This is a genomic window from Pantoea allii (genome assembly GCF_046529425.1).
GTDB lineage: Bacteria > Pseudomonadota > Gammaproteobacteria > Enterobacterales > Enterobacteriaceae > Pantoea > Pantoea allii.
In genome coordinates this window covers 570,684-584,699 of the sequence record NZ_CP125958.1, presented here as the reverse complement: position 1 = coordinate 584,699, position 14,016 = coordinate 570,684, and the positions used below count along the sequence as shown (strand labels likewise).

Here is a 14,016-nt window from a genome sequence, read left to right as displayed (position 1 = left end):
CGCGCCCTTTTTGGTTTACGACTGCTGTAGCCTGAACTGTGCCATCGCAGCCTGTAACTGCTCTGACTGCGACTCCAGTGAATGGGTCGCGGCGGTTGCCTGTTCCACCAGCGCCGCGTTCTGCTGCGCTGCTTCATCCATTTGCGTCACTGCATGATTGACCTGATCGATACCACGACTCTGTTCTTCTGAGGCCATGGAAATCTCTTTCATCAGCGCCGTAACCCGCATGACTTCACCGGCGATCTCATCCATCGTTTCGCCCGCGCGCGTCGCCATTTCACTGCCCTCTTTGACCCGCGTTTGTGAGTCGCTGATCAGCGTACGAATCTCTTTGGCTGCACTGGCACTGCGTTGCGCCAGCGTACGGACTTCGTTGGCGACGACGGCAAAACCGCGCCCCTGTTCTCCGGCGCGTGCCGCTTCAACTGCCGCGTTCAGTGCAAGGATGTTGGTCTGGAAAGCAATGCCGTCAATCACGCTCAGGATATCGCCGATGCGGTTAGCGCTGTCGGTGATTTCATGCATTTTTTCCATCACGTAATTCACCACTTCCGCACCGCGATCGGCACTGTCAGACACGGCGTTAGCCAGCTGATGTGCCTGTTGGGCGTTGCTGGCGTTGAGACGGACGGTGGCCGTCAACTGCTCCATGCTGGCAGCCGTTTGCTCCAGCGATGCAGCGGACTCTTCCGTACGTTGAGAAAGATGCACGTTGCCTGCCGCCAGTTCACGGCTGCCGATATCGATCTTCAGGCCGGCTTCACGGACCTGATTAACCGATTCACGCAGCGCGTGCTGCATGCCTGCCAGCGCATTATTCAGTCGGCCCAGTTCATTATTGCCCGCCAGCGGTAAGGCCTGGGACAAATCGCCCGCCGCAATTTGCTCCAGGTGAGTAATCGCGTTGTTTAACGGCGTCAGCAGCATACGGCGTAACAGTACCCAGGCCAGCACCAGAAGCAGCAGTGACAGCAGCACGGCGATGGCAATCAGCACCTTCATCATGATTTCGTTACGCTGGGCTTCAGCCAACTGCGCATGCGTAATTTCATCGGCTTTTTTACCGAAGGTTTCTACCGCATTGCTGTATTTCACTGACAGCGGCTCCAGTTTGCCTTCCAGCAACTGGTAGTATTCATCGTTGTACTGTTTATCCAGCGCCTTCATCATCGGCAGGATGCCCTGATCAAGGTAGTCCTTATAGCTTGATGCAATCGCATCAGCCATAATCTTCCCTTCGGCAGTCACCGTACCGGCATCAACAAAACGCTTAAGATTCTGTTGAGATGCCACCACATCCGCCTGCGCGGTTTTGGTGATGCTTGCTCCCTCATCCAGTAAACCAATCTCAATTTTACGCACTGCCAGCGCAGCACTGGCACGTGCGCGCATTAAATCGGCATTACTTTGATACAAGCTGTTTAACTCAATCCCCTGAATGCGGTTAACCACATCCAGCGAACGATTCCCCTTATTAATTGCCACAATGCCCATCACACTCACCGCCAACAGCAGCAGTGTCATGAACGCCAGCAACGCCAGCAACCCCGTGCGCAGTGATAACTGTTTCATCTTGATCGTTTCCGTATGAGTAGTAAAAGGCGAAATAATTTCGACAACCCTTAAACGGAGAAAGTATCGGCAATGACCTGGGTAAACTTTAACGTCAATAGATGATTAACATCTCTATTACCGTTAACCTGTTAATGAAACTGACCGGTTATGTGGGTAAGCCAAAGAGGAAAAGCATGAAGAGAGGGTTAATACTGGCGCTGGTGGTTAACTGCGGAGGCGCATTCGCGCAGCAGTCCGATATCGATCTTCAGCTAAATCAGTGCCTTAATAAAGCCAGCACTACGCTTGCAATGGTGCAGTGTAATGACAGCGCCATGAAAGGCTGGGATAAGGAAATGAACACCCAGTACGGTTTACTGATGAAAAAATTAAGCGGTGAACCCAAGGATAAATTGCGTGCGGCACAGCGGGCCTGGCTCAGCTATCGTGATGCCTGGCTGGCCGCCAGCCGCAGCCAGCTCAGCACCCAGGGCACGCTGGGGTCCGTTGCGCTCGGCACACAGGGCATTGCGCTGGTGCGCGATCAAACGCTGATGCTGCAATCTTTAAACAAAGGCAGTTGCGCTAACCCCGACGATTGTTGATTAATGTCAGTTCGTTACTGGCTATTCGCCGACGTTTTCATTTACCTGCAGGAAAAAATCATGGCTGCTTATGCCTCCACGCTTATTTTAATCGGCCTTGCCGTGCTGAGTTACTTTGTTCACAACACCGCCGTAACCCTTTCTATATTGATTCTGCTGGCCATTAAACTGACTCCGCTGGCGCAGTTCTTTCCTTACGTGGAAAAACAGGGCATTACGTTAGGCATTATCATTCTTACGGTGGCAGTCATGGCACCGCTGGCGAGCGGTTCGCTGCCTGCGTCATCCCTGCTGAAGTCCTTTGCCAGCTGGCAGTCGATTGTGGCGATTCTGGTGGGCATTTTTGTCGCCTGGCTGGGCGGACGTGGCGTGAGTTTTATGAGCGTACAGCCTTCCGTTATTGGCGGATTGTTAATGGGGACGGTTATTGGTGTGGCGTTTTTCCGTGGCGTCCCGGTAGGGCCACTGATTGCTGCGGGCATTGTTTCCTTGTTTATCACCGCCAAATAGCGTTGAGGAGCATTCTGAAACGCCAAAAAGGGGGCGGACTTTCACAGTCAGTTGGCTATAATAACCGACACTCAACATACGACGACTAAAGGAATACCCGATGAGTTTGAACCAGGTGCCAGCAGGTAAAGACCTGCCAGAAGATATCTACGTAATTATTGAGATCCCGGCCAATGCCGATCCGATCAAATATGAAGTTGATAAAGAGTCTGGTGCCCTGTTTGTGGATCGCTTCATGTCCACTGCGATGTTCTATCCGTGCAACTATGGTTACATCAACCATACCCTGTCGCTGGATGGTGATCCGGTCGACGTGCTGGTGCCAACCCAGTACCCACTGGAGCCAGGCTCAGTCATCCGTTGCCGCCCAGTTGGCGTGTTGAAAATGACCGACGAGTCAGGTGAAGATGCCAAACTGGTTGCCGTTCCGCACACCAAGCTCACCAAAGAGTACGATCACATTAAAGATGTGAACGACCTGCCAGAACTGCTGCGTGCGCAGATCACCCACTTCTTTGAGCACTACAAAGATCTGGAAAAAGGCAAATGGGTTAAGGTTGACGGCTGGGATAACGCTGAAGCGGCAAAAGCCGAAATCATCTCTTCTTTCGAGCGCGCGGCTAAGAAGTAATTCTGTTTCCAGGCTGCGTGATGCATCTCAGCTGAACAGATAAAAACACCGTCCAACTGGACGGTGTTTTTATTCAGGCTTTCGACTCCTCATCACGCTTCAGCCAGTCACCACTCATGATACGCTGGCGTCCTGAGACTGAACGTTGATAGACATAAAGCCATGCGCTACCGAACGGCGTCTGAATCAGATGACGTTTGTATTCTCCACCTTTAGTACGAAGCGCATCTAACTCGGCGAGGATGGAGGCATCAATCCGGTATACTTCGCAATATACCTTTCCTTCGCCATTAACCACGCCGGGATAGTGACCAAGACTGTAGAGTTCATAGCCCTCAATCTGATGGTCACCCAACCATTGCGCGTGTGTCATCCAGTGACTGTTTCCCTGTTTGCGCCGTAAACTGCCATAGACAATTATTCGCATTGCTAAAACTCAAACTGATAAAGCAAATCAAGAGCCTGATCCACACCGGACACGGCTTCCAAATAGAGTTTAGGCATCAGGCGGTAACGTAAGGTTAACGTTGCCAGTGAATCAAAGATGCCCACTCCGTATTTTACTTGTAGACCCGGCAGTACATAGCCACTGACCTGCACCTGCTGACTGTCGCCAACGCCGGTGGTATCAAGAGCAAGGTTACTGACGCCGAATGTCTCGCCGATTTTACCCACAACCTGACCACTTTGTGCAACCCCTAACCCCACTAACGCTGAAGTTAGTGCATTACCGTCACCGTCGCTCTTCAGTCCCTGACCCCGTAACAGGTAAGAAAGGGCTTCCTGCTGTGACATCGCCGGGTCCGAGAACACTTCAACTTTCGGCTCGTCCGCCAGTCCGGTAACGCGCAGGCCTGCCGTCACGCTGTCCTCTGTCGCATCCGGATTACGAATCGCCTCCAGGTTGATGTAAGGCTGATCCGGTGGCCCGGCGAATTGCAGTTCACCTTTGCGTACGATCAAATCCTGGCCATAGGCATGGAAACGGCCGGAAGGAATGTTGATCTGTCCGTTCAGTCCAAGACCTGATTTATCCTGTACCATTTTCAGGTCGCCATTCAGTCGCGCTTTCAGGCCAAATGCGGACAGGCGCACGTCGTTGCCGACATGGATAATCAGGTTACTGTTAATCGGTATTGAAGCGGTTTGAGGCTCAATCGGTTTAAGGTTTTTATCCAGCATGACCTCGTCAGAGGAGACGCCCACCGCGCTCTCTGGCACCTCTTGTACCGTAATGCGTGCCCAGGGAATATCCACCCGGCCGTCAAGGTTAAAGGCGGCTGGTGTGGCTTCAAAGACCACATCCGGTGAGACATCCATCCGCACCATTGGCGGCACCGTAACCCGTACCCGACTTCCTTTGGCAGCGACACGTGCACGCCAGTTGTCCAGTTGGCTCCAGTCCGCATCACCCGTGAGGTTGATATTGCCCTGCGCGGTCTGCAGCAGACCATTCAGGGTTGAGCTCATGCCGTTGAACACCATGTTGAGGCTGGCGCGGGTTAAATCCACCGGCATAAAGTTGCCTTTCACATTCACATCTTTCAGGCCGAGTTGACCAAAGACCTGGGGCTGCTGTGCCGTTCCGCCGAGGCGTAGGTTACTGTTAAGATTGCCTTTAATGCTTTCACCCTGCATCAACGCCGGATTGATTATTGCCAGAGAGATATTGCGGATATTCACATTACCGCCCAGCGTTCGGCGCTGTTGCGGATCGGTGATCTGCACATTGCCATCCAGTTGACCGTTGTTGACGATACGAATCAGCCAGTCGAGCTGCGCCCGTCCATCGCGCAGTGCGGCATTGATATTAAGCGTGTTAAAGGCGACAGGCAGCGTATTGCCCTGCACATCCTGCGCGACTTTAACGCCGTTGCCCTTCAGCGCCAGGCTGCCGGTCGGCAGTTTGCCGTCCGCCGTCCAGTTTACTCGGGCATCCCCGCTAAACACGCCGCTCAGCTGTGTCTGGTTAGTGAGGAAAGGTTTTAACATCGCAAGGTCAAAACGGTTTAACACCACATGAGCATGGCCATCTGGCCCGGCTTCTATGGGTTCAGGCACACAGAGTTGCGCATTGGGGTTTTGCCAGCAGTGCGGGCCAATAGTGGCGGTCTGTTTCTGATTGACATAGTCGATCGCCATGGCGCGCGTCAGTCGCCATTCACCCACCGGCGTATCAAAACGCGTATTGTTCAGATTGCCCTTCCACTGTTCGGTCTGACGGTCGAAGCTGCCTGTCAGCGCGAGCTGGCCTGACACCGGCTTGCCCTGCACGTTGAGTTTGAGCTGGTGCTGCTTTTCATCGCCATCGGCATTGAGCGTCAGCAGGCTGATATTAAGTGCATCCTGCGTCAACTGCTCAACCCGCAACTGCAGCTTACCGGCGATTTGATCGCTGGAGCGCACATCACTCTTCAGGGTGATGCGGCGAACAAGCAGTTGCTGCCAGCGTAAACCGGTAGCAGTAAGATCGGCCAGCAGTTGTGGCGCTTTCAGCGTTCCCCGTGCCTTGATATCCCCTTTAACCACTCCGCCCAGCCCTGGCAGCGCATTATCGAGATGCGGAGCATCAACGCTGGCATCCAGGTTGAGTGTATCGGCCAGGCTGCCTTTTACATCCAGATGATTACGTCCCAGCGCTATCTTGATGCCGGGGATATCCCACTGGTTGTAGCTGTTGCCCCGCAAGGTGCCGTCAGCGCTTACCGCGTTCTGTTTAACGTTACCTTTTAGCATCAGCTGCGGTACGCTCACCTGCCAGCTGCCACCATACAGGCTGCCACGGGTGGTGATCTTACCGTCCAGCTTAGCCGGCCAGTCAGGATACTGGCGCGCGGTATTGATGCCGTCCAGCGTCAACTCACTGCGCCAGCTGATGGCTTTGCTCCAGTCCACCAGCGCGGTGAGGTCGATGTTGCCCTGCAACGCCGCCACACGCAGCTTATCCAGACTGAACTGTTGCACGTTGCCTTTGCCATCCAGCGCGACCGTAGCAGGCGGCACCGATTCCCCTTTGACCGAGGTGCGCAGAGACATGACATAGTCTGTCGCCTTGCCTTTGAACTGATAGTTAAGGTTATCGGCCTGATACTGAATCGCCCCGGTCAGCGGCCAGCGCAACTGCGGACTGGTCAGGTTTAACGCCAGCGGTAGACCAGCCACGGCGGGTTGAGCGCTGGCATCAAGCTGTGCGCGTACCGGGCCGGAAAGGTTCAGCGCCAGTTTCAATTCGTCACGCATCGCCCCCTTTAAGGTCAAACTGAGTTTTTCCCCTTTGACAGGGTCAACGTTCACCTCACCGTTCAGGGCAAAATCAACGGGCCAGTTGTCAGCCAGCGTAGCCTGACCACCGCCGTTCAGCTTGCCCAGATTTGAGTCAACCTCCAGCGTTTGCAACTGCATATGGCGATCCAGCGTTTTCGCCTTCACCCGCAGTCGGCTAACCGAAATATCAGTATCACCGGTGATGCGTAGCTGCTCGCCCAGAATTTCCTGTACATCAATATCCAGCGGTAACTGAAAGTCGGGCAGCGCGGGCAACAGCGGTTTTGCAAACAGCGCCTGCAAGGTTTCGCCCAACGGCTTCTCATCCGGCTGAGGCTGTTGTATTTTGGGTTGCACCACCTGCTCTTTAGCCACCTGCGCCGCTTTAGGCAGCGCGATCAGCAAACTTTGGATATGGGTGGGATTCAGCGTCAGGGCACGATCCTGCCACTGCAAGCCGGTGGTAAAATCCGCCAGCGAAATAGCGCTCTCATCGACTTTCACGCTGATGTTGTGCAGGCCCACATGACGCAGGCTGATCGGATAAGGTGTGCTGAGATTGCTGGTGCCGCTCTCTTCTTCCGGGGGTGCCGTCGATGGCGTCATCTTTTTGCTGTCGACCACCACGCTGATATCTTTCAGCGTCAGATCGTTAACACAGACCGACGAGTGCAGCAGGCAGTTGAGATCCATAGCCAGATGGATAGTGCCCGCATTAACGCTGACGCCAGGCATCTCATAGCGCAATCCACTAAGGGTAAGATTACGCCAGCCGCCGTCCACTTTGTTGATCGACAAGCCCGGCACCCAGCGCGACGCGCCGTTTAACACCAGATGTAATCCCGGCGTCGTACCAATCAAAAATGCCAAACCCGCAAACAGCAAAACCAAAAAAATCAGAAAGCCAATCAGGACCTTTTTCCAGCGCTTCATAGTTCAGGCCCCAACCCTACGTAAAATTGCACACCATGCTCCTCGCTATCCCCAATGGGGCGGGCAATATCAAACTTAATGGGCCCCACCGGTGATGACCAGCGCACCCCAATACCTGCGCCGGTTTTTACATTGCTTTGCTTAATGTCATTGACCGCCTCGCCTGAGTCGACAAACACCGCGCCCCACCATTTGCCGCTGACGTTGTACTGATATTCCAGCGAGCCGGTAACCATTTTGGATGCGCCGGTCAGCTTGCCGTCACTGTCACGTGGAGAGACGTTTTTATATTTATAACCGCGAATACTGCGGTCACCACCGGCAAAGAAGCGCAGATCCGGCGGCACTTTGTCAAAGTCGTTGGTTTCAATCCAGCCCACCGTACCGCGGGCAATAAAACGGTTCTTTTCACCCAGCGTGCGAATCCAGACGTTTTGCGCCTGCAGGATTAAGAAATCGACATCCGAACCCCAGGTGGTATCGGACACATCTGCGGAATAACGCTGCGAATCGCCCCAGGTTGGCATTAAGCCGCCGCGTGAACGGGTGCGGTTCAGACTGACGCCGGGATAGAGCAGCATCGTGGTGTTGGTGACGTTACCCTGCGTAAAGTGATCCAGGCTCCAGCGCAGGTTAAGGGCTCTTTGCCAGCCGCTGCTGCTGTCCCAGTTGCGCGATACCGCCAGCGTACTGGTATCTGCTTTGGTGTCGTTAAGATCGGTGCGTTTCAGGCCGCCGGAAAAGGTGTAGTACTGCTCCAGTGGGCTTTTCAGCAACGGGACTTTGTAACTGAGATCGACCTGTTGCTCGGGGGCGGAAACATAGGCACTGGCGGCCATACTGTGGCCCCGATCGTTAACCCAGGGTTTTCTCCACGTTCCTTTCAGGCGCGGTCCAACATCCGTCGAGTAACCGACACCAGCTTCAATGGTATTTTTAGCGCGGGGTGACACCACGGCATTTAAGGGCAGAACTTTGGTTTTACGGCCCTGCTTAAACTCGGGCGCAACCACCACTGACTGGAACCAGCCGGTCGCGGAAAGACGGCGGTTAAGTTCAGCCAGATCGCGGGAACTGTAGTAATCCCCCTCTTTGAAGGGCACTAAATTTTGCAGATAAGCTTCGCGGATCTGCGAGCCTTCAAAGGTGACATCACCAAAGCGGTAACGCGGACCGCTGTTGTAGTCCAGATCCCAAAAGGCTTCATGGCGGTCAACAGACACACCTAACTGGCTTTTTTCAAACTCACCATCGAAATAGCCGTTACGCAGGGCAAGGTTGGTAAAGCCGCTTTTGAATTTATCGTACTGACCGTGGTTAAGCACCGTCCCGACTTTGGGCCGCCCCTGCGCAATCCAGTTTTTATAATCCGCATCGTTTTTCGCCTGACCGGTGACGACAATCGTACTGCCCGCAATTTTTATCGGCTGACCGGGCGTAACACGGGCGATTAACACCGGACGGCCGCCCTGAGGAGGCGCGGGGCGCGATTCGAAGTCGATATCCGGCTCATAATAACCAAGCGCGCGCAGCCCCTCTTTGATCGCCGAAGAGACGCGAGAGCGAAAGCGGCCATCGTTGGTGACTTCGTCGCTGCTAATGGTCGACAGGCGTGCCCTGACGTTTTTTTGCAGTTCTCCGGTTAGCCCTTCCAGCTGTAGTCGAACCGGTGCCGCCCCGAAGGCGGGCGCGACGAGCAGCAAACCCGTCATGCAATAAACATAAAATCGTGGCACTTGTACTCCTGTCTGTCATGCCAGCCCCATTCCACAGGGCGCGTGTTAATCCTCGTTACCGATACAATCGCGACGGCAACTCACTCATCATAGCCGCACTTTTTGCCAACTGGCAGTGTACAACGAGATCTAAGCCAAATTGAGCATTATTGTCGGCAAAACCCACTTAGGTTACAACGGCGTTGTAACGTCCTGGGCGTCATTGCAGTTTGCCCGCTGACCGGGCGATTGATGACAGGCGGCGTAATCAACACGTCGAAAACGCTCTGCAGGCATTCCGTAGCGTCTTCCTGGCCCGGCTTCATGCCCGGATTGAGAGATGCTTCGTAGAGAATGTTTTCTTTCGGAATCTCGCTCCACAACCCAATGAGCGCCCTCAGATGCGCCTACGCGACGCTCTCAACATTAATATGAAAGGCATGGGACACACTTAGAACATGACAGGCATGTTGAGCCTCCTCGTCCTGTGCTGGTCTGTGTCGCCGTTCTGTTTATAATCTGATATACAGACCTTTAAGGGTTTTTAAATTCAGTATGAGGGAAAATGAAAGTCAGCGAAGAAACGCTTTTGCATGCCGGTTTTACACCTCGTGAGCTGGGCAGAATCAAAAAAAACACGCAGCGCGTTGGCGATACCTTGGGCGAAGCCATTCATGATCTGGCGAGACGCTTTATCATCGCCACCTGTGCTGTGCTGCTCTGCCTGGCAGTATTCCTCGTACTGCTTGCCTTTGGCTCGGCACCGTCAGTCGTTTCGGGTGGCATAGGCCTGGCATGTGGCGCGGCGGTGGCAGCCTTCTCACAGCCGCCGGTCATTGCTTTCAAGGCGTGGCGCTTCAGACGTGCTCAGCGTGACTGAGTTTTGTTATCACTGTCATGGATAAGCTCGAAAATGACGTTGGCTTTCAGGCCATAGTTCACTATCTTCATGGTCAGCTGCGCCCGGTCCATGGTGTCAATTTTGCGGTAATAGTCAGTCGGCAGCCAACGGAACAGCTTCCACGCTTCAGGTTTACGGAAAGCGCCGGCAATCGCGTAGACACTCGATGCAAGGGTTGCAGCCTTGTAGGCCGCCAGTCCCGTTTCAGGCTTGAAGCCCATGAATTTAGCCGCATTTATCGCGCCATCGGCAAAAATGCCTTCTGTCTGCACACTGTTCCCATATATTAGATGGCTGGCTTCCAGGGTAATACCGTTAACGCCGTCCACGAAAAGCGTGGCCCCTGCCAGCATTCCTATGGGATTCATTGAGGCCACCATCGCCACACCGCCGACCAGCGTCAGGCCTGACAGCACAATCTTTACGGCTGAAATGACATAGCCGACGGTTTTGTCATTTTCGCGTATAAATTCTACTTTTGCATACAGCCTTGCAGCCTGGGTCCGGAGAAGCCTGTCTTGCTCGTTCAGGCTGGCAGCTTCAGCCCGTAATCTGCCGACGCACGCCATACAGTCTTCGTCCGTTTTGGCCCGCCGGGCCAGGTCAAACTGATTTTCGATAACCTTTTTGATTTCTTCTATGAACTGAATGCGGGAAAGGCCGTGATTCAGGTGAAAGGAGGCCACACGGTTCGCCACGTCGACGAGTTTCCGGGCTTCAAGATTCACCATCGTTTCTGCCCAGGCCTGATTCCGACCGCCTGAGCGCATCATTGACAGTAAAGCTGCATCCATATTTCTCTCTCCATCGGCCAGATAAGGACATGAGGCAAAATATTCCAGTATTCAGCTTAGCTTTTTGACTCTTTCTGATAAACAGGATCATTCCAGGCAGTCTCAGCGAGACCTGAAAGTAATACGCCAGCCGCGCCTGGAAGTATCCTCGCAGTTCATCAGCCTGGGGTGGAATATCAGGCTGGTTCAGTCGCTCACCATAAGCCATGACTGCCGCCGCTAACTCCTCGTTAGCAAAAGGAACAAGTTTTCTGCTCCTGATTACCTTCTTCGGCGCAAAGGAGCCGAAACTGAATCCGTTGAAGATTTTCCGTACCCGCTCTGATATCACCGATAGGGTGTTTAATGCGCGCTAGCGCATCAACGTGCCAGCAGATGCCCGCCAGCGTGAAGTGTCTTCATGGCACCGGACACAGGAAGCCATCGTTTGCCCTCTGGCGGCGGCATCGTCGCTGCTGCTATAATCACCCACCGCAGGCATCCCGCCTGTCTTCATTTCTGCCCCTGCACCTCACTGATATTGTTGAATGGGCGCAGACATTTTTGGCACGGATAGCTCCCCTTAAGTCGCCACTACAGGGAATGAGCGCATAAATCGCACGCTGCCCAGGCCAAAAATGACAAGTGAATAACTCTTTGGATCTCATATGCTTGATAGCCTACTTGTCATTCTGCTACTGATTGTAATCAGTGCTTTTTTTTCTCTGTCGGAAATCTCGTTGGCCGCCGCCCGCAAGATTAAGCTGAAACTTCTTGCTGACCAGGGCAACATCAACGCCCAGCGCGTTTTGAAAATGCAGGAAACCCCTGGCATGTTCTTCACCGTGGTGCAAATCGGTCTGAATGCCGTGGCTATCCTCGGTGGTATCGTGGGTGATGCAGCGTTTTCGCCGGCCTTTTCCAGCCTGTTCAACCGTTTTGTGTCACATGACCTTGCCGAACAACTCAGCTTTATCTGCTCGTTCACCATCGTAACCAGCCTGTTTATTCTGTTTGCCGACTTAACGCCGAAACGGGTCGGCATGATCGCGCCCGAAACCATTGCTCTGCGGATTATCAATCCCATGCGCTTCTGTTTGCTGGTGATGCGCCCGCTGGTGTGGTTGTTTAACGGTCTGGCCAACGTGTTCTTTCGCGTCTTTAAACTGCCGATGGTGCGCAAAGACGATATCACCTCAGATGATATCTATGCGGTTGTGGAAGCAGGCGCGCTGGCTGGTGTACTGCGCAAACAGGAACATGAGCTGATCGAAAACGTATTCGAACTGGAATCCCGTACCGTACCTTCATCCATGACCTCACGTGAAAACATCGTCTGGTTCGATCTGCATGAAGATGAAGTCAGCCTGAAAACCAAAATCGCTCAACATCCTCACTCCAAATTCCTGGTCTGTAATGGCGATATTGACCACATTGTCGGCTACGTTGATTCCAAAGAATTGTTGCTGCGCGTGCTGGGTAATCAGAGCATGGCGCTGAACAGCGGCGTTCAAATCCGCTCTGCGCTTATCGTACCGGATACCCTGACATTGTCTGAGGCGCTGGAAAGCTTTAAAACGGCAGGCGATGACTTCGCGGTCATCATGAACGAGTATGCGCTGGTGGTCGGCATCATCACACTTAACGATGTCATGACGACGCTGATGGGCGACCTGGTAGGCCAGGGCATGGAAGAGCAGATTGTCGCGCGTGACGAGAATTCCTGGCTGGTGGAAGGCGGGACGCCAATTGATGATGTTATGCGCGTGCTGGATATCGATGATTTTCCGCAGTCGGGTAACTACGAAACGATTGGCGGCTTTATGATGTATATGCTGCGCAAGATCCCGAAACGGACGGACTTTGTGAAGTTTGCAGGCTACAAGTTTGAAGTGGTGGATATCGACAGCTACCGAATTGACCAGCTGCTGGTAACGCGGATTGATGAACGACCGCCAATGCTGAATGTGGCAAAAACCGAAGAATAGAAAGACTAAGGGCGCCATCGGCGCCCTGTTTTTTAGTTGAACTCTAGCTTGAGACGAACGACCTGGCGGTTAATTTCTGACATCACGCTCAGGTGCTGTTTGTCTTTGACCCGTGGGATCAGGACTTTACCTTTATCAAACTCGAATGCGCCAACATCCTTGATGTATAACCTTCCTTTAAACAGCGTCTTAACATATTTTGCTATCTGTAGTGGATTATAGCGCTGGAAGATTTTCATACTGATTAACTCCTTCATTTTTAAGCACGCTTCACCGTTGCCAAATTCGGTACGGGTCCATGAAGCGCGAATTCGAGATAAACTATAGAACACTCTGTTTGCTTCGCACGATAAGAAATAAGTTTTTTTACCGTTCTGACAGAACATTACAGAATACTCTGTTATTTACTTTTCACTATTCAGTATAAACCTTCATTCGTTACGGAATTGTGTAGTCGATAACAAAGCTGACAGCTTTTTGAGACAGGCGCATCATCCCTGCTTACTATTACAGTTGAATGACTAACTGGTCTGATCACTGGAGAGGATGATGATGCGTGTAACTCTGGCAGCACTGGCTTTATCACTGCTGATTCCCGTCAGCGCGCTGGCTCACGATATTGAGCTGGGGAAACGTGTGCCGGCGGTAGGCGTTAATGATAAAGGCGAGCTGATTTTACAGCAGGAAAAATTCAGTTATAAAAACTGGAACAGCGCCCAGCTAAGTGGAAAAGTGCGGGTGGTGCAACATATTGCCGGACGCTCATCAGCGAAAGAGATGAACGCTGCGTTGGTTGAAGCAATTAAGGCAGCCAGGTTGCCTCACGATCGCTATCAGACCACCACGATTGTTAACACCGATGATGCTATTCCCGGCACCAGCATGTTTGTCCGCAGCAGTATTCACAGTAATAAGCAGCAGTATCCGTGGTCGCAGTTTATTGTCGACAGCCAGGGTAACGTGCAGCACGCCTGGCAATTGCAGCAGGGCGGCTCGGCTATTGTGGTGTTGGATAAAACAGGCCAGGTTAAATACGTTAAAGATGGTGCCCTGTCTCAGCAGGAGGTTGAGCAGGTGATGACCTTATTAAGGTCGCTGTTGCAAGAGTAGATAAAGATGAAGGCGGGAGGCTGATGCCT

General features: G+C 53.0%; 12 protein-coding genes. 6 read left to right on the top strand and 6 right to left on the bottom strand.

Going from position 1 to position 14,016, the window contains the following annotated elements:
- Positions 1-15 precede the first annotated feature (15 nt).
- Complete coding sequence (locus QNH99_RS02800; RefSeq protein WP_096011238.1) at positions 16-1,575, bottom strand: methyl-accepting chemotaxis protein; 1,560 nt, start codon at positions 1,573-1,575, stop codon at positions 16-18.
- A 176-nt stretch (positions 1,576-1,751) separates the two neighbouring features.
- Here QNH99_RS02800 and QNH99_RS02795 point away from each other — a divergent pair, with 176 nt between their 5' ends.
- The 3 genes from QNH99_RS02795 (at position 1,752) to ppa (ending at position 3,303) form a co-directional block, all read left to right on the top strand.
- A complete protein-coding gene (locus QNH99_RS02795) occupies positions 1,752-2,162 on the top strand; it encodes a lysozyme inhibitor LprI family protein (RefSeq protein WP_063881037.1) in 411 nt (136 codons plus the stop codon).
- Positions 2,163-2,222: 60 nt separating this feature from the next.
- Positions 2,223-2,672 carry a DUF441 domain-containing protein gene (locus QNH99_RS02790; protein WP_063881038.1) on the top strand — a complete coding sequence of 150 codons (450 nt, stop codon included), beginning with the start codon at positions 2,223-2,225 and terminating at the stop codon, positions 2,670-2,672.
- A gap of 100 nt (positions 2,673-2,772) precedes the next feature.
- Positions 2,773-3,303 (top strand): inorganic diphosphatase, encoded by a 531-nt coding sequence (ppa, locus tag QNH99_RS02785; protein ID WP_063877393.1) that lies wholly within the window; start codon positions 2,773-2,775, stop codon positions 3,301-3,303.
- Between the two features lie 73 nt (positions 3,304-3,376).
- On the opposite strand, the gene QNH99_RS02780 is transcribed toward ppa, so the two are convergent.
- From QNH99_RS02780 to QNH99_RS02770, 3 genes are read right to left on the bottom strand one after another with little or no spacing between them, the layout of a single operon-like run.
- Complete coding sequence (locus QNH99_RS02780; RefSeq protein WP_063877394.1) at positions 3,377-3,730, bottom strand: gamma-glutamylcyclotransferase family protein; 354 nt, start codon at positions 3,728-3,730, stop codon at positions 3,377-3,379.
- A gap of 2 nt (positions 3,731-3,732) precedes the next feature.
- Positions 3,733-7,500, bottom strand: a complete 3,768-nt coding sequence (locus QNH99_RS02775) for an autotransporter assembly complex protein TamB (protein WP_410517263.1) — start codon at positions 7,498-7,500, stop codon at positions 3,733-3,735.
- Positions 7,497-9,212, bottom strand: a complete 1,716-nt coding sequence (locus tag QNH99_RS02770; RefSeq protein ID WP_172823915.1) for an autotransporter assembly complex protein TamA — start codon at positions 9,210-9,212, stop codon at positions 7,497-7,499. Before QNH99_RS02770 ends, QNH99_RS02775 begins: the two co-directional genes overlap by 4 nt.
- Before the next feature lie 568 nt (positions 9,213-9,780).
- On the opposite strand from QNH99_RS02770, the gene QNH99_RS02765 reads away from it, so the two are divergent.
- Positions 9,781-10,095, top strand: a complete 315-nt coding sequence (locus QNH99_RS02765; RefSeq protein WP_096011240.1) for a hypothetical protein — start codon at positions 9,781-9,783, stop codon at positions 10,093-10,095.
- On the opposite strand, the gene QNH99_RS02760 is transcribed toward QNH99_RS02765, so the two are convergent.
- On the bottom strand, positions 10,083-10,910 hold the full coding sequence (locus tag QNH99_RS02760) for a DUF4225 domain-containing protein (RefSeq protein WP_410517262.1): 828 nt from the start codon (positions 10,908-10,910) through the stop codon (positions 10,083-10,085). The genes QNH99_RS02765 and QNH99_RS02760 overlap by 13 nt on opposite strands.
- Before the next feature lie 647 nt (positions 10,911-11,557).
- Between QNH99_RS02760 and QNH99_RS02755 the strand changes: the two genes are divergently transcribed.
- The gene (locus QNH99_RS02755) at positions 11,558-12,877 is read left to right on the top strand and encodes a hemolysin family protein (RefSeq protein WP_063877397.1); all 1,320 of its coding nucleotides are present in this window, start codon (positions 11,558-11,560) and stop codon (positions 12,875-12,877) included.
- Positions 12,878-12,909: 32 nt separating this feature from the next.
- On the opposite strand, the gene QNH99_RS02750 is transcribed toward QNH99_RS02755, so the two are convergent.
- Positions 12,910-13,116 (bottom strand): DUF1107 domain-containing protein, encoded by a 207-nt coding sequence (locus tag QNH99_RS02750; protein WP_003855513.1) that lies wholly within the window; start codon positions 13,114-13,116, stop codon positions 12,910-12,912.
- Positions 13,117-13,429: 313 nt separating this feature from the next.
- Between QNH99_RS02750 and QNH99_RS02745 the strand changes: the two genes are divergently transcribed.
- Complete coding sequence (locus tag QNH99_RS02745; RefSeq protein ID WP_063881039.1) at positions 13,430-13,987, top strand: YtfJ family protein; 558 nt, start codon at positions 13,430-13,432, stop codon at positions 13,985-13,987.
- Positions 13,988-14,016: the final 29 nt, after the last annotated feature.